The sequence below is a fragment of the Streptomyces sp. NPDC018693 genome (genome assembly GCF_044391385.1).
Lineage (GTDB): Bacteria > Actinomycetota > Actinomycetes > Streptomycetales > Streptomycetaceae > Streptomyces.
In genome coordinates, this window is the sequence record NZ_JBIRZZ010000006.1 from 442827 (window position 1) to 458075 (window position 15249).

The window sequence follows — 15249 nt, forward strand, 5'->3', positions numbered from 1 at the left end:
GGCCGTGGCTCATGAGACGGTGCCCACGCGCGCGTGCTCAGCTGTCGCCGTCCTCCAGCCAGCCCAGACTCTTCTCCACGGCCCTGCGCCAGTGGTGGTACTCGCGGTCCCGCACGGACGCCTCCATCGCCGGCGTCCACTCGGCGTCCTTCTGCCAGTGCGCCTTGAGCTCGTCCAGGTCGTTCCACACCCCGGTGGCCAGCCCCGCCGCGTACGCGGCGCCCAGACAGGTCGTCTCCGACACCCTCGGCCGGATCACCGGCACCCCGAGCACGTCCGCCTGATGCTGCATCAGCAGGTTGTTGCTCGTCATGCCGCCGTCCACCTTCAGGGTCGTGATGTGCACCCCGGAGTCCTGGAACATGGCGTCCACCACCTCACGCGTCTGCCAGCTCGTCGCCTCCAGCACCGCGCGTGCGAGATGGGCCTTCGTGACATAGCGGGTGAGCCCGGTGACGACCCCGCGCGCGTCGGCGCGCCAGTACGGCGCGAACAGGCCCGAGAACGCCGGCACGATGTACGCCCCGCCGTTGTCCTCGACACTCGCCGCCAGCGTCTCGATCTCGTCGGCCGTACGGATGATGCCCAACTGGTCCCGGAACCACTGCACCAGCGCGCCCGTGATCGCGATGGACCCCTCCAGGCAGTACACCGGCGCCTCGTCGCCGATCTTGTACCCCATCGTGGTCAGCAGCCCGCTCTTCGACGGCACCGGCCGGTTGCCGGTGTTGAGCAACAGGAAACTGCCCGTGCCGTAGGTGTTCTTGGCCGTGCCGACGTCGTAGCACGCCTGGCCGAACACGGCCGCCTGCTGGTCGCCCAGCGCCGACGCCACCGGCACCCCGGCGAGTTGGCCCACCGCCGTGCCGTACACCTCGGCGGAGGAGAGTATCTCCGGCAGCACGGCCTCCGGCACGTTCATCGCGGAGAGGATCGAGGCGTCCCACTGGAGGGTCTCCAGGTTCATCAGCATGGTGCGCCCGGCGTTGGTCACGTCGGTGATGTGCCGGCCGCCCTCGGTGCCGCCGGTGAGGTTCCAGATCAGCCAGGAGTCGATGGTGCCGAACGCGATCTCCCCGCGCTCGGCGCGGGCCCGTAGGCCGGGCACGTTGTCGAGCAGCCAGGCGGCCTTCGGGCCGGAGAAGTAGCTGGCCAGCGGCAGGCCCGTCCGGTCCCGGAAACGGTCCTGCCCGTCCGCGCCGCCCAGTTCGTCGCAGAGCGCGGCCGTGCGGGTGTCCTGCCAGACGATCGCGTTGTGCACGGGCTTGCCGGTGGCGCGGTCCCACAGCACGGTCGTCTCACGCTGGTTGGTGATGCCGAGCGCGCTGATCTGGTCCGTGCGCAGCCCCGCCTTGGTGATCGCCCCGGCGACCACGGCCTGCACCTTGGACCAGATCTCGGTGGCGTCGTGCTCCACCCAGCCGGGCTTGGGGAAGATCTGGCGGTGTTCGCGCTGGTCGACGGCGACTATCGCGCCGTCGTGGTCGAAGATGATGCAGCGGCTCGAGGTGGTGCCCTGGTCGATGGCGGCGACGTACTGCGCGGCGTGGTCCGTCATGGCTACCCCTTGGGCTCGGTTCAGAAGGCTGCGTTGTACAGGAGACCCGCGAGCGCTCCGCCGACGAGCGGGCCGACGACCGGGATCCAGGCGTAACCCCAGTCGGAGGTGCCCTTGTTCGGGATCGGCAGGAAGGTGTGGACGATACGCGGGCCCAGATCACGCGCCGGATTGATGGCGTAGCCGGTGGGCCCGCCGAGGGAGAGACCGATGCCGACGACCAGCAGCGCGACGATCAGCACCAGCGTCCCGGACTCACCGAGCCCCTTCGTCAGACCGAAGGCGAGGATCGGCAGGACGAGCGCGATCGTCGCGATGACCTCCGTGATCAGGTTGGCGACCGGGTTCCGGATCTCCGGGATGGTGGAGAAGATGCCGAGGGTGGGCGTCGGCTCCTCGTCGGCGCCCTCCTCGCGGGTGTTCGCCTGGAACTGGGCCAGATAGACCAGGTACGCGAGGACGGCGCCCAGCATCGCGCCGACCATCTGCCCCAGCAGATAGACCCAGACCTTCCCCCACTTGTCGGTGTCGATGGCGATCCCCAGGGTCACGGCCGGATTGAGGTGTCCGCCCGACAGGGGAGCGGCCGTGTACGCGCCCGCCATCACGCCGAGGCCCCACCCGAACGCGATCACCACCCAGCCCGAGGCGCGGGCCTTGGAGTGTCTGAGGGTGACGGCGGCGCAGACGCCCGCGCCGAAAAGGATCAGGATCCCGGTGCCGATGACCTCGCCGACGAAAATGTCTCCGTTGCTCATGGCGGCTCCTAAGCCCGGCCCGGGGCGATCGACCCCGGTGCTCCGTACAGGGTGCGGTTCCCGTGGCTTCGGCCTGGACAGGGCGTGTCCCGCGCCCCGTCCGGCGTCCGTGACGAGCGTGCCGTCATGGCCGAATCGCCCGAGGTGGAACGGGCCGTCGATCGGGAAGCCCGCGCCCGGCGCGTGCCTGGATCCGCCGAGAATGTACGGCGATGTCGGCTGACACCGGGAAGTGTTCACCGGCGCCCAGGGAGCGTCAAGGAGCCCGACGACAACGGTTGGCCCGGCGGTGACGCGTTCCCCCGGACGGGCCGACGGCCCGCCCCCGCTCCCAGGACGGCCCGCCCCCGCTCCTACGACGGCCCGCGCACCGGCGCACGCACCGCGCCGCCCCGGCTCACCCCGGCCCCGGCTCCGCGGCCACCCGCCGCGCCCCGGCCGCCGGCATCGGAGCCGAGCCACGGCGGACCTCATGGCCGGGCAGGCCGGCGCGGCCCAGCACCCAGCTCGGTCCGCACAGAGACTTGGCCGCCTTCTTCAGCGGCGCCAGACAGGCGGCGGCCTGCCGGTGGTCGGTCACGCTGCCCGGCGGACACACCACCGTGGCCAACGACAGGGTCACCGGGCGCCCGCCCGCGGACCAGGACACGTCCAGCACCGCGGCGGCCACCGGATCCAGGCCCTCCGGATCCGCCAGCACCAGGAAGTCGTCCCCGCCGATGTGCCCCACCCGCGTGCCGCCGAACTGCTCCGCGGCCGCCACGAACTGCAGCGCCCGGCCCACCGCCCGGATCAACTCGTCGCCCGCCGCGAACCCGGCCCCGTCATTGACCTGCTTGAAGTGGTCGACATCCAGCCAACTCAGGGCGAACGTCCGCCCGTCCGCGATCCGCCGGTCCACCTCCCCGGTGATCGCGTCCGAACCGGGCAGCCGGGTCAGCGGATTCAGCCCCGCCGCCTCCTCGACGCGGGTCTCGGCCAGCGCCCGTACGAGATCCGCGAGCCGTACGACACCCACGCACCGCCCCTGGCGGTCGACGACCGCCACGTCGTCCGAGGTACGGTCCCGCCCGCCGACCGCGACGACGTCCAGCACCTCCCAGGCGGTGGCGTCGACGCCGACCGTGCGCGGCGGGTCGCCCAGCTTGGCCGCGGGCCGGTCGGCGTACAGCGCGTGCCCGTACCGCCCCGACATCGACAGCAGGAAGCGCGAACGGTGCACCGACCGGACCGGAACCCCCGCCCGGTCCACCAGCAGCACCCCCGACACGTCCGGCGACCCGGTCAGCAGCGCCCGCACCTGCCCCGCCGACGCGGTGGCCGGCAACAGCGCGGCGGGCCGGACGAACTGCCGCACCGACGGCCCCTGCCGAGGCGCCGACACGCCACCGGGGGAGCGCGGCGGAACGTACACGTCCGAGACGGGCAGCCGGGCCGGCGGCGCGAACAACTCGCCCTGGGCCAACTGCGCCCCCGCCGAGAGCGCGACCGCGCACTCCCGCTCGGTCTCCACCCCCTCGACGGCCAGCAGCGCCCCCAACTCGTCGCACAGCGTCCGCATCGCCCGCACCGCCGCGGGCCGCGCCAGCAGGGAGGCGTCGAGCTTCACCAGATCCGGCGCGAGCTCCACAAGGAGCCGCAACGGTACGTCCCCGTCGCCCACCCCGTCCGCACTGATCCGGAAGCCCTGCTCGCGCAGCGCCCCCAGCGCGGCCAGCAGAGCCGGCTGCGGCACATGGGTGTACGGCGGCACGATGTCGAGCGACACCTCCCAGGGCAGCCGCCCGGCCTCGCGTACGGCGTCGCGCAGGGAGGGGAGACCGCCCAGATCGGCCAGGGTGCCGGCGAACACGTTCACGTGCAGCGGCAGCAGCGTCTCCTTGCGGGCCGCCCAACGCACCGCCAACACCGCCAGCCGACAGTCGAGTTCGGGTTCCCGGCGGGCCCGGGCGAGGATGTCGCCGGTCTCCGGGCGGGCGAGGAGCTCCAGCCCGGCCACCCCGCCGGTGGTCAGGTTGACCACCGGCTGGAAAGCGAAGCGGAGAGTATCCGTCCAGGAGTGCACGCGAGCATGATGGCGCCGTGGGCGGGCGCCCAGGCGCAGTTCATGAGACGTTCACGGAGGATTCCGGGGCGATCACGGAGCGTGCGAACAGCGGCCCGGGCACCCTCTCGCCTTCGCCCGGCCCTCACCGCACGGCCACCACCGCCGACCCATGCCCGAACAGCCCCTGGTTCGCCGTGATCGCCACCCGTGCCCCCGGTATCTGGCGCTCACCGGCCTGCCCCCTCAACTGCCAGGTGACCTCGCAGACCTGTGCGAGAGCCTGGGCCGGCACCGCCTCCCCGAACGACGCCAGACCACCGCTGGCGTTCACCGGTATCCGCCCGCCCACGGCCGTCGCGCCCTCCCCGAGCAGCTTGGCGCCCTCGCCCGCGCCGCACAGCCCCAGATCCTCGTACCACTGCAACTCCAGGGCGGTGGACAGGTCGTAGACCTCCGCCAGGGACAGGTCCTCCGGCCCCACCCCGGCCTCCTCGTAGGCGGCCCGGGCGATCGAGGCCCGGAACGGCTCGGCGTCCGGCTCCACCGCCACGGCCGAGTCGGTCGCGATGTCCGGCAGATCCAGCACCGTGGCGGGATAGCGCGGCGTCACAGTGGACACCGCACGGATCCGTACCGGCTCGGCCACCCCGTGCCGACGTGCGAACTCCATGCTGGACAGGACCAGCGCCGCCCCGCCGTCCGAGGTGGCGCAGATGTCCAGCAACCGCAGCGGGTCGGCGACCAGGGGCGAGGCCGCGACCTCCTCACCGGTGACCGGCCGGCGGTAGCGCGCGTACGGATTCAGCGCCCCCATGGCGGAGTTCTTCACCTTGACCCGGGCGAAATCCTCCGGCGTGTCCCCGTGCACGGCCATCCGCCGGCGCGCGTACAGCCCGAAGTACGTCGGGTTGGTGGCGCCGAGGACCCGGAAGCGCAGCCAGTCGGGATCGTCCGGCCGGTCCCCGCCCGCCGGCCGGAAGAACCCCTTGGGAGCAGAGTCGGCCCCCACCACCAGCGCGACATCTGCGAGGCCCGAGAGGATCTGCGCCCGCGCCGCGTCGATGGCGTGGGCGCCCGACGCGCACGCCGCGTACACGCTCGTGACGCGGGCCCCCTGCCAGCCCAGTGCCCTGGCGAAGGTCGCCCCGGCCACATACCCGGGATAGCCGCCACGCACGGTGTCCGCGCCCACGATCGAGCCGATGTCCCGCCACTCCAGCCCGGCGTCGGCCAGCGCCGCGCGCGCCGCCGCCACTCCGTACTCGACGAAGCCGCGCCCCCACTTGCCCCACGGATGCATCCCCGCGCCGAGCACCGCCACCTCTGCCGTCATGCCCTCACCCCCGTCGGACGCCAGTGCCAGGTCGTCCAGGTCGTCTCCGCGTCCTCGTGGAGCACGCCCGGCACTGCCTCCACTTCCATGCCCACCGCCAGATCGGCGACGGTGACCCCGGGAGCCGCCTGTCCCAGCACCACGATCCGTTCTGCGGCCAGCTCCACAGCGATCAACGCGTACGGCTCCCACGGAAGTTCCGGATTCGTCACATAGGGTGACGGAGGCCGGTACCGGCTGTCGGTGTACGACCAGACACGCCCGCGCCGCGACAGCGGAACCTCCGTCAGCTCACTGCCCCCACAGCGCGGATCGCGGCAGTGGCCGTCCTCACGCGGGAAGAAGACCGCACGGCACGCCGAGCAGCGCGTCCCGAGCAGTGCGAAGTCCTCGCCGTCCGCGGTGAACCACCCGGCGACCACCGGCTTTCGTGTACGCGACAAGACCCCTCCCGGCGCGAGATCTGACGGAACGTCAGGAGTGTGCCACGGCCTGCGGAAAATGGGCAGGGCGCGGGGACGGGCAGGGTGGAGACATGACACGACTCTCCAGCGCAGTACGCGATGCGATCACCGCGCTCGCCGCTTCGCCGGCCGCGACCGCCGCCTCCGCACCCGCCCAAGCCCTCCACCAGGCCCTCACCAGGGCGGACTGAACCGTCACGGCGTCACGCCCTCCCCGCGATCGGATACAGTCCGCCGCGTGTCCGATACTCAGCACACCACTTCGAACTCCGCACATGACTCGCATTGTTCGAGCTGCGGAGCACCCTACGGGGAGAGCGTCACCGGCTGGCCCCGTACCTGCCCGGCCTGCGCGACCGTGGCCTACCGCAACCCGCTGCCGGTGGCGATCGCCCTCCAGCCCGTGTACGACACCCAGGGCACCGCCCTCGTCGTCATCACCCGCACCGTCGAACCCGCGCTCGGCGGCATCGCACTGCCCGGCGGCTACATCGACGACCGCGAGGACTGGCGGCAGGCCGTCGTACGCGAACTCAAGGAGGAGACCGGCATCGACGTCGCGAGCCGCGACGTGAGGCTCGCCGACGCGATGAGCTCACCCGACGGGCACCTGCTGCTCTTCGGGCTGCTGCCGGAGCGCCCCGCCGACCGCCTGCCCACCTCGGCCGCCACGGACGAGACCGAGGGCTGGCACCTCCTGCGCAGGCCGGAGGAGCTTGCCTTCCCTCTGCACACGCACGCCGTGCGGGCGTTCTTCGAAGGCCGCTACGTCTGAGCCCGGCTGAGTCCGGCGCCTACGTCTGAGCCCGGCGCTCGCCGAGTCCCCGTATGCGCACCGGCTGGGACGGCTCCCGCACGCCGTCCTCGCCCTCCCGTTCCACGACCAGCTCCCGGCCCTCCCAGCGGGCGACGTACCGCTCGATCTCCGGCTCGTCCCAGCCGTCGCCCGCGTCCCGCACGACCAGGCCGCCGCCCGTCCGCCCCCGGGCGGGCGCCCACACCTCAAGCTCCGGCCCGCCGTCGTCCCCGCGGACGGGGAGGACGGCACCCGCGCGCGCGAGCACCGGAATCCGCGACAGCGGCGCGTCGATCAGCACCTGCCCCGGCCCCTCGTACGTCCGCTCCGTCGCCGTGTCGTACCACAGCCCCCGCGGCAGCTGCACCGCGCGCCGGTCCGCACCCGGATCCAGCACCGGCGCCACCAGCAGACAGTCACCGAGCAGAAAGGCGTCCTCGCAGTCGCGCAACGCCCGGTCCTCGGGCGCGCCCCACCACAGCGGCCGCACATACGGCGCCCCGGTGCGCCGCGCCAGATGCGCCAGCGTCACGAAGTACGGCAGCAGCCGACGGCGCTCGACCAGCGCCACGCGCGCGTGCCCGAGTACCGCGGCACCGAACTCCCAGGGCTCCCGGCGGCCGGCCCGCAGACTCGCGTGCGTACGGAACAGCGGCAGGTAAGCGCCCAGCTGGAACCACCGCAGATACAGCTCCGGCGACGGACTGCCGTCGAACCCGCCGATGTCCGGCCCCGAGTACGGCTCCCCGCACAGCCCCAGCCCCAGGACCAGCGCCAGCGACGCCCGCAGCCCCGGCCAGCCTGTGGCGACATCGCCGGACCAGGTGCCGCCGTAGCGCTGCATGCCGACCCAGCCGGAGCGGGAGAACACGAACGGCCGCTCCTCGGGAAGCAGCGCGCGCAGCCCCTCGTAGCCCGCCCGAGCCATGCACAGGGCGTACACGTTGTGCCCCTCGCGATGGTCCCCGCCGCGCCCCTCCAGCGCGTGCCGGGCCGAGCGCGGCAGTGTCGTCTCCCCGAACGCGGCGAACGACGTCGGCTCGTTCATGTCGTGCCAGAAGCCGGCGAACCCCTGCTCGAGCCGCTCCCGGTAGAGCCCGCCCCACCACGCGCGCACACGCGCGTGCGTGAAGTCCGGGTAGACCGACACTCCGGGCCACACCACCCCCCGCACCGATCGCCCCGACGCGTCCCGAACGAACGCGTCCACGGCCGCCCCGCTGTCGTACACCTCGTTGCCCGGCGCGGCCTTCACCGCCGGGTCCACGATCGACACCAGACGGATCCCCTCCCGCCGCAACTCCTCGGCGAGCACCGGAAGCTTCGGGAAACGGTCCTGGTCGACAGTGAAGACCTGATGGTCGTCGTAGTGGTCGATGTCCAGATGGACGGCGTCCAGCGGCAGACCGTGCTCCCGGTACCCGGCGACGATCCGCCGCACCTCCTGCTCACTGCCGAACCCCCACCGCGCGTGATGGTGACCCAGCGCCCAGGCCGGCGGCAGCGCGGGCGGCCCGGTCAGCGACGCCCAGGCGAGCAGCACGCGCGCAGGCGTGCCCACCACCACCCAGCAGCGCAGCGGGCCGCCGTCCATGCGCAGCTCACTCGTCCCGGGCCGGTCGTGCCCGGAACCGGCTCCCTCCTCGCCCTCCCGCAACGTCACCCTGCCGTCCCAGGTGTTGTCGTAGAACGCCAGATGCGTCCCCGCGTCGGCCACCACCATCTGCACCGGCATCGTGATGTACAACGGGTCGTCGCCAGGGCCGAAGGCGAGCCCCGGATCCGTGTTCCACAGCCGGTACGCCCCGTCCCGCAGGCGCGCCCCCGACGCCCGCCCGCCGAGCCCGAAGAACCGCGCGTCCGCCGCCACCTCCGAACGCTGCATCCAGCGCGCCGGACCGCCGCCCTCCGGCTCCCACCAGCGCGGCGGCAGATCACGGCGCAGCGACACCCCGCCGGGCGTGAGCACCTCGACCGCGCCGTGCCGCGAGACGATGACCGTCACCCGCTCGGCCACCACCCGCCAGCCGCCGTCCTTGTCCGGCTCCAGCACGGCTCGGGGATCGGGTTCCGGGCAGCGGCCCGCCAACGCGTACGACGGCTCGGGACCGGCGCCGTCCCAGCCCCAGAACACGGCCCCGTTCACGGCGACCACGATCCGCAGCTCCGAGCGGCTGAACCGGAGAACCCCGCCTCCCGGCCCGGGCTCCACCTCCCGCACCAGTCCGGGCACCCGCGCCCGCTCGGCGCCCCGCGGCGGCAGCGCGGCGGCGTCCGCGCGCGTCCTGCGCCACGCGGCCCGTACGGTCCGCAACCCCTGTGCCGCTCCCACGGCACCCAACGACTTCATCGAACGCACCAGGTCACGACCGTTCATACTGCTCACCCTGCCATTGCCCGCGCACCTCGCGTGTGTCGTTCAACTGCCGTTCACCCGTGTCGGGACCACATCTTTGCGACATGGACCATGTGGAGCGCACCCTGGTGTAGAAGTCGATCACATGGCATCGTCCGTGTCAGCCGCGTCACGCGCACACCCCAGCACGTGCGCGGCCGACGCACACGACGCGCACAGTCCGGGAGCCGCCCCATGTCGACCGAGAACCCCCAGCCGCTCTGGCAGCCCGATCCGCAGCGCATCGCGCGCGCACAGGTCACCAAGTTCCAGACCTGGGCCGCCCAGCGGCACGGCGCACCCGCCGAAGGCGGCTACGCGGCCCTGCAGCGCTGGTCCGTCGACGAGCTGGAGACCTTCTGGAAAGCCGTCACCGAGTGGTTCGACGTCCGCTTTTCGAGTCCCTACGCGCGCGTGCTCGCCGACCGCTCGATGCCGGGCGCCCAGTGGTTCCCCGGGGCGACCCTTAACTACGCCGAGCACGCCCTGCGCGCCGCGGCGACCCGCGCGGACGAACCAGCCCTCCTGTACGTCGACGAGACCCATGAACCGCGCCCGGTGACCTGGTCCGAGCTGCGCCGCCAGGTCGGGTCCCTGGCCACCGAACTACGCGCCCTGGGCGTCCGCCCCGGAGACCGCGTCAGCGGCTACCTCCCGAACATCCCACAGGCCGTCGTCGCCCTGCTCGCCACCGCCGCCGTCGGCGGCATCTGGACGTCCTGCGCCCCCGACTTCGGCGCCCGCAGCGTCCTCGATCGCTTTCAGCAGGTGGAACCCGTCATCCTCTTCACGGTCGACGGCTACCGCTACGGCGGCAAGGAGCACGACCGCCGCGAGATCGTCGCCGAACTGCGCCGCGAACTGCCCACCCTGCGCGCCGTCGTCCACATCCCCGTCCTCGGCACAGAGGCACCGGAAGGCGCCCTGGACTGGTCGGCCCTGACATCCGCCGACACAGAACCCGTCTTCGAGCAGGTGCCCTTCGCCCACCCGCTGTGGGTGCTGTACTCCTCCGGCACGACCGGCCTGCCCAAGGCCATCGTCCAGTCCCAGGGCGGCATCCTCGTCGAGCACCTCAAACAACTCGGCCTGCACTGTGACCTGGGCCCCGAGGACCGCTTCTTCTGGTACACGTCGACCGGCTGGATGATGTGGAACTTCCTCGTCTCCGGCCTCCTCACGGGCACCACGATCGTCCTCTACGACGGCAGCCCCGGCCACCCCGACACCGGCGCCCAGTGGCGCGTCGCCGAACGCACCGGAGCCACCCTCTACGGCACCTCCGCGGCGTACGTCATGGCCTGCCGCAAGGCCGGCGTGCACCCGGCCCGCGACTTCGACCTCTCCCGCGTCCAGTGCGTGGCCACCACCGGCTCGCCCCTGCCGCCCGACGGCTTCCGCTGGCTGCACGACGAGGTCCGCGACGATTTGTGGATCGCCTCCGTCAGCGGCGGCACGGACGTCTGCTCCTGCTTCGCCGGGGCCGTCCCCACACTCCCCGTGTACACCGGCGAACTCCAGGCCCCCGGCCTCGGCACCGACCTCCAGTCCTGGGACCCCAGCGGCCACCCCGTCATCGACGAGGTCGGCGAACTCGTCGTCACCAACCCCATGCCGTCCATGCCGGTCCACTTCTGGAACGACCCCGACGGCAGCCGCTACCACGACAGCTACTTCGACACCTACCCCGGCGTCTGGCGCCACGGCGACTGGATCACCGTCACCGCACGCGGCTCCGTCGTCATCCACGGCCGCTCCGACTCCACCCTCAACCGGCAGGGCGTCCGCATGGGCTCCGCCGACATCTACGAGGTCGTCGAACGCCTCCCAGAGATCAAGGAATCCCTGGTCATCGGCATCGAACAGCCCGACGGCGGTTACTGGATGCCCCTGTTCGTCCACCTGGCCCCCGGAGCCGTCCTCGACGACGCCCTCCTGAACCGCGTCAAGCAGGCCATCCGCGAGCAGCTCTCGCCGCGCCACGTCCCCGACGAGATCATCGAGGTACCCGGGGTCCCGCACACCCTCACGGGCAAGCGCATCGAGGTCCCGGTCAAGCGCCTCCTCCAGGGCACACCACTGGAGAAAGCGGTCAACCCGGGCTCCATCGACAATCTCGACCTGCTGCACTTCTACGAGGACCTGGCCCGCAAGCGCGCCTGAACCATTCCCCGTCACCACGCCAAAGCACCTCGCGAGCCGTTGTCAGTGCCGCCGGTTACTGTGAGTGAGCATTGATCGACTGCGCTCACCGACGCGCTCAGGGGGAAACATGGCGTACACCGACGACCAGACCATGCGACGCGTTCTGCGCCGCGAAATCGCCGGCACCATCGGCCTGCTCACCGACGAACACGACTTCCGCGCCATGCGGCGCTACCGCAGCTTCACCTTCGACGACCACACCACCTACCTCAAGCAGGTCGAGGCGCTCCTCAAAACCCGCGCCCTTCAGGGCAACCACACCACGGTTGCCCTGTTCGACCCGGTCGAATACGCCGAGTACTGCGCGGAGCAGGGCCTCGACCCGGACGTCCCCGCGCACCGCTCCCGCTTCACAGCCGAACTGGCCGCCACCGGCCCGACCATCCCCTACGAGGGCCAGCCCCTGGCCGACCTCGTGCCGGCCCTGGTCGACGAAGCCGTCCGCCAGGCCACCTGGGAGTACGCCGCCACACTCCTCGCCCGCCTCGGCGCCTGCGCCTCCTGCGGGGAGGACATCGGCCACGCGGCGTTCACCCGCGCCTCACACCTCCTCGTCCGTATCCTCGACACCGCACCACCCGGCAACCGCCATCTCGTCTGCAGCGTCAAGGGAACCCCCGAAACGCTCGTGGCCGTCCTCCACGCCGACCAGACCCCCGAGGGGACCACCCGAGTCGACGAGGCGGAAGTCCTCGAATTCACCACCGTCCTGGCCGTCGGCCTCGTCACCCGCAGCCCCGGCGGACTCGTCATGCGCACCAGCGCCCCCGAGGGACCCGACCGCGTCTACGGCTGGCGCATCCGCCAAGACGCCCTCGACCCCCTCACCGCCGGTGAGGTCTTCGACGCCTACTGCACCGACGTCGAATCCGGAGACCTGATCTCGCCCGAGTCCGACGTCGACTACAGCACACCGCCCGACCTCGGGGAGGAAGGAGCCACCCCCGGCCACCACCACTGACCGAGACCGGCACGACACGGCGAAGGGGCGTCCCGCGATACCGGGACGCCCCTCCACAACCGCAGATCACCGCCGATCAGCGGCGATCACCGACGGCCGACGCGACTACTCCCCGGACAGCACCGCCTGCGCCGCGGTGCGTGCCTCCTCGGCACTGTCCGCCGCACGCGCGGCCGCCGCCGCACGCTCGCACTGCGCCAGCGTGTACTTCGCCAGCGTCGCGCGCACATAGGGAATCGACGCCGAGCCCATCGACAGGGAGGTGACCCCCAGACCGGCCAGCACACACGCCAGCAGCGGGTCGGACGCGGCCTCACCGCAGACACCGCAGCTCTTCCCCTCGGCCTTGGCCGCCTCCGCGGAGAGCGCGACCAGGTCGAGCAGAGCGGGCTGCCACGGATCCTGCAGCCGGGAAACCGCGCCCACCTGACGGTCCGCGGCGAAGGTGTACTGCGCGAGGTCGTTCGTGCCCAGCGACAGGAACTCGACCTCCTGAAGGATCGAGCGCGCCCGCAGCGCGGCCGACGGGATCTCCACCATCGCCCCGAACTTCGCCCGCAGCCCGGCCGCACGGCAGGCGTCCGCGAACGCCCTCGCATCAGCGCGGTCCGCCACCATCGGGGCCATGACCTCGAGGTAGACGGGCAGCCCCTCGGCGGCCTTCGCCAGCGCGGTCAGCTGCGTACGCAGGATCTCCGGGTGGTCCAGCAGCGTCCGCAGACCACGCACGCCCAGCGCCGGGTTCGGCTCGTCGGCCGGAGTCAGGAAGTCGAGCGGCTTGTCCGCGCCCGCGTCCAGGACCCGCACGACGACCCGGCCCTCGGGGAACGCCTCGAGCACCTGACGGTACGCCTCGACCTGCTTCTCCTCGGACGGAGCGTTCTTGCTGTCGTCCAGGAACAGGAACTCGGTACGGAACAGACCGACGCCCTCGGCGCCCGCCTCGACGGCGGCCGGCACATCGGCGGGCCCGCCGACGTTCGCGAGCAGCGGCACCTTGTGGCCGTCGGCCGTGACACCCGGCCCCGTCGAGGCGGCCAGCGCCGCCTTGCGCGCGGCCGCCGCGGCCTCCAGCTCCGCCTTCTTCTCCTCGCTCGGGCTGACGAAGATCTCGCCCGTGCTGCCGTCGACCGCGATCACCGTGCCCTCGGCGAGCTCACCGGCTCCCGGCAGCGCCACGACCGCGGGCACACCCAGCGCCCGCGCCAGGATCGCGCTGTGACTGGTCGGCCCGCCCTCCTCGGTGACGAAACCGAGCACCAGCGTCGGGTCCAGCAGCGCGGTGTCGGCAGGCGCGAGGTCACGGGCGACCAGGACATACGGCTCGTCGCTGTCCGGAACACCCGGCATCGGAACCCCGAGCAGCCGGGCGACGATACGATTCCGCACGTCATCGAGGTCGGCCACCCGACCGGCCAGGTACTCACCGGCGCCCGCGAGCAGCTCCCGGTACGCCGCGAAAGCGTCGTAGACGGCGCGCTCGGCCGTGCTGCCGACAGCGATGCGCCGGTCCACGTCCGCCATCAGCTCGGGGTCCTGGGCCATCATGGCCTGCGCCTCGAGCACCGCCTGTGCCTCACCGCCGGCCAGATTGCCGCGCGCCATCAAATCGGCCGCCACGGCGTCCACCGCCTGACGAGCGCGCCCCTGTTCGCGCTCTGCCTCTTCCGCCGGTATCTGCTTGGCCGGCGGCTCAAGAACCGCCGTTCCCATGTGCCGAACCTCGCCGATCGCCACACCGTGGCTCACACCGACGCCTCGCAGCGTTGTCTCCATCTCACCCGTCTCCGATAGTGCGGCGGGTCCCGCCGCCGCGGTGGTTGTCCTACCTGCCGTCTACGACGGCGTCGGCATGGCTGCCGGGAAAAGCGTCACTGCCAGGAAAAGAGAACGTCGCCGGCCTTCACGTCGCCGGTGTCACGGAGGTCGCTGAGGGAGTCGGCCGTGGCCTCCAGGGCCACGATGGGGCAGACCGGCGACTTCCCGGCCGCCTCGACGGCGGAGGGGTCCCACCGCACGACGGCCTGACCGCGGGTGACGGTGTCGCCCTTGTTCACGAGGAGCTCGAAGCCCTCGCCATTGAGCTGCACGGTGTCGATGCCGAGGTGGGTGAGGACACCGTGGCCCTCGCTGTCGACGACGACGAAGGCATGCGGGTGGAGGGAGACGATGACTCCGTCCACGGGGGCGACAGCCTCGGACGGCTCCCGGACCGGGTCGATCGCGGTGCCCGGGCCGACCATGGCCCCGGAGAAGACCGGATCGGGCACAGCGGAGAGTCCGATAGCGCGTCCTGCCTGCGGGGACGTCACGGTGGTCATGGGAAGCCTCCCAGGGGTGGAGTTGTACATGGGCCGTCACTGCCTGTCCCGGACGGCGCACTGTGCAGCAGGGTATGTCATATGAAGTACCGGTTCCGCATGAGAGCTCCGATCGTGGTCTAGACCACTAGCCTAATCGATTTGCGCGGCCTCCTGGGACGGATGTAGAGTCGTACTCCTGCTTGGGGTTGAGCGACGCAGCAACGCGTGCCGATCAAGCAGCACCCAATTTGTCAGATCCTATCTCGGGATCATCTTCCGCATGTCTGCGGAACGGTGGTCAGAGAGACGGAAAGACGCTGATAGAGTTGGAAACACCGAAGGGAAGCGCCCGGAGGAAAGCCCGAGAGGGTGAGTACGAAGGAAGCGTCCGTTCCTTGAGAACTCAACAGCGTGCCAAAAGTCAACGCC

Annotated in this window: 11 protein-coding genes; 3 read left to right on the forward strand and 8 right to left on the reverse strand. The window is 71.8% G+C overall.

Annotation, left to right across the window (positions count from 1 at the left end; translation table 11 throughout):
- Nucleotides 1-37 precede the first annotated feature (37 nt).
- The 5 genes from glpK to ACH5AC_RS19455 all read right to left on the reverse strand — a co-directional run bounded on the left by glpK (nt 38) and on the right by ACH5AC_RS19455 (nt 6118).
- Nucleotides 38-1558, reverse strand: a complete 1521-nt coding sequence (gene glpK / locus ACH5AC_RS19435) for a glycerol kinase GlpK (RefSeq protein WP_398863118.1) — start codon at nt 1556-1558, stop codon at nt 38-40.
- Between the two features lie 20 nt (nt 1559-1578).
- Nucleotides 1579-2316, reverse strand: coding sequence for an MIP/aquaporin family protein (locus ACH5AC_RS19440; protein WP_398863119.1), 738 nt, complete (start codon nt 2314-2316; stop codon nt 1579-1581).
- A gap of 397 nt (nt 2317-2713) precedes the next feature.
- Complete coding sequence (locus tag ACH5AC_RS19445) at nt 2714-4381, reverse strand: EAL domain-containing protein (protein WP_398863120.1); 1668 nt, start codon at nt 4379-4381, stop codon at nt 2714-2716.
- A 124-nt stretch (nt 4382-4505) separates the two neighbouring features.
- On the reverse strand, nt 4506-5696 hold the full coding sequence (locus ACH5AC_RS19450) for a lipid-transfer protein (protein WP_398863121.1): 1191 nt from the start codon (nt 5694-5696) through the stop codon (nt 4506-4508).
- Nucleotides 5693-6118 (reverse strand): Zn-ribbon domain-containing OB-fold protein, encoded by a 426-nt coding sequence (locus ACH5AC_RS19455; protein ID WP_398863148.1) that lies wholly within the window; start codon nt 6116-6118, stop codon nt 5693-5695. The genes ACH5AC_RS19450 and ACH5AC_RS19455 overlap by 4 nt, the downstream gene beginning before the upstream one ends.
- A 280-nt stretch (nt 6119-6398) precedes the next feature.
- Between ACH5AC_RS19455 and ACH5AC_RS19460 the strand changes: the two genes are divergently transcribed.
- Nucleotides 6399-6935, forward strand: coding sequence for an NUDIX domain-containing protein (locus ACH5AC_RS19460; RefSeq protein ID WP_398863122.1), 537 nt, complete (start codon nt 6399-6401; stop codon nt 6933-6935).
- Nucleotides 6936-6954: 19 nt separating this feature from the next.
- Here the strand turns inward: ACH5AC_RS19460 and ACH5AC_RS19465 are convergent, their stop codons facing one another.
- The gene (locus tag ACH5AC_RS19465) at nt 6955-9333 is read right to left on the reverse strand and encodes a TIM-barrel domain-containing protein (protein WP_398863123.1); all 2379 of its coding nucleotides are present in this window, start codon (nt 9331-9333) and stop codon (nt 6955-6957) included.
- Between the two features lie 213 nt (nt 9334-9546).
- Here ACH5AC_RS19465 and ACH5AC_RS19470 point away from each other — a divergent pair, with 213 nt between their 5' ends.
- Both ACH5AC_RS19470 and ACH5AC_RS19475 read left to right on the forward strand, forming a co-directional pair.
- Nucleotides 9547-11514 (forward strand): acetoacetate--CoA ligase, encoded by a 1968-nt coding sequence (locus tag ACH5AC_RS19470; RefSeq protein WP_398863124.1) that lies wholly within the window; start codon nt 9547-9549, stop codon nt 11512-11514.
- 109 nt (nt 11515-11623) lie between these two features.
- Nucleotides 11624-12517: a hypothetical protein gene (locus tag ACH5AC_RS19475; protein WP_398863125.1), complete on the forward strand. Its 894-nt coding sequence runs from the start codon at nt 11624-11626 to the stop codon at nt 12515-12517.
- Nucleotides 12518-12622: 105 nt separating this feature from the next.
- Here ACH5AC_RS19475 and ptsP read toward each other — a convergent pair whose 3' ends face one another.
- Entirely contained in the window at nt 12623-14293 is a 1671-nt protein-coding gene (gene ptsP / locus ACH5AC_RS19480; RefSeq protein WP_398863126.1) for a phosphoenolpyruvate--protein phosphotransferase, read from the reverse strand.
- Nucleotides 14294-14388: 95 nt separating this feature from the next.
- Nucleotides 14389-14838 (reverse strand): PTS glucose transporter subunit IIA, encoded by a 450-nt coding sequence (locus tag ACH5AC_RS19485; RefSeq protein WP_398863128.1) that lies wholly within the window; start codon nt 14836-14838, stop codon nt 14389-14391.
- Between the last annotated feature and the right edge of the window lie 411 nt (nt 14839-15249).

Bases quoted from the DNA above. Each gene is read 5' to 3' on its own strand.
- glpK (WP_398863118.1), bottom strand. From the start codon at position 1,558: ATGACGGACCACGCCGCGCAGTACGTCGCCGCCATCGACCAGGGCACC.
- ACH5AC_RS19440 (WP_398863119.1), bottom strand. From the start codon at position 2,316: ATGAGCAACGGAGACATTTTCGTCGGCGAGGTCATCGGCACCGGGATC.
- ACH5AC_RS19450 (WP_398863121.1), bottom strand. From the start codon at position 5,696: ATGACGGCAGAGGTGGCGGTGCTCGGCGCGGGGATGCATCCGTGGGGC.
- ACH5AC_RS19465 (WP_398863123.1), bottom strand. From the start codon at position 9,333: ATGAACGGTCGTGACCTGGTGCGTTCGATGAAGTCGTTGGGTGCCGTG.
- ACH5AC_RS19470 (WP_398863124.1), top strand. From the start codon at position 9,547: ATGTCGACCGAGAACCCCCAGCCGCTCTGGCAGCCCGATCCGCAGCGC.
- ACH5AC_RS19475 (WP_398863125.1), top strand. From the start codon at position 11,624: ATGGCGTACACCGACGACCAGACCATGCGACGCGTTCTGCGCCGCGAA.
- ptsP (WP_398863126.1), bottom strand. From the start codon at position 14,293: ATGGAGACAACGCTGCGAGGCGTCGGTGTGAGCCACGGTGTGGCGATC.
- ACH5AC_RS19485 (WP_398863128.1), bottom strand. From the start codon at position 14,838: ATGACCACCGTGACGTCCCCGCAGGCAGGACGCGCTATCGGACTCTCC.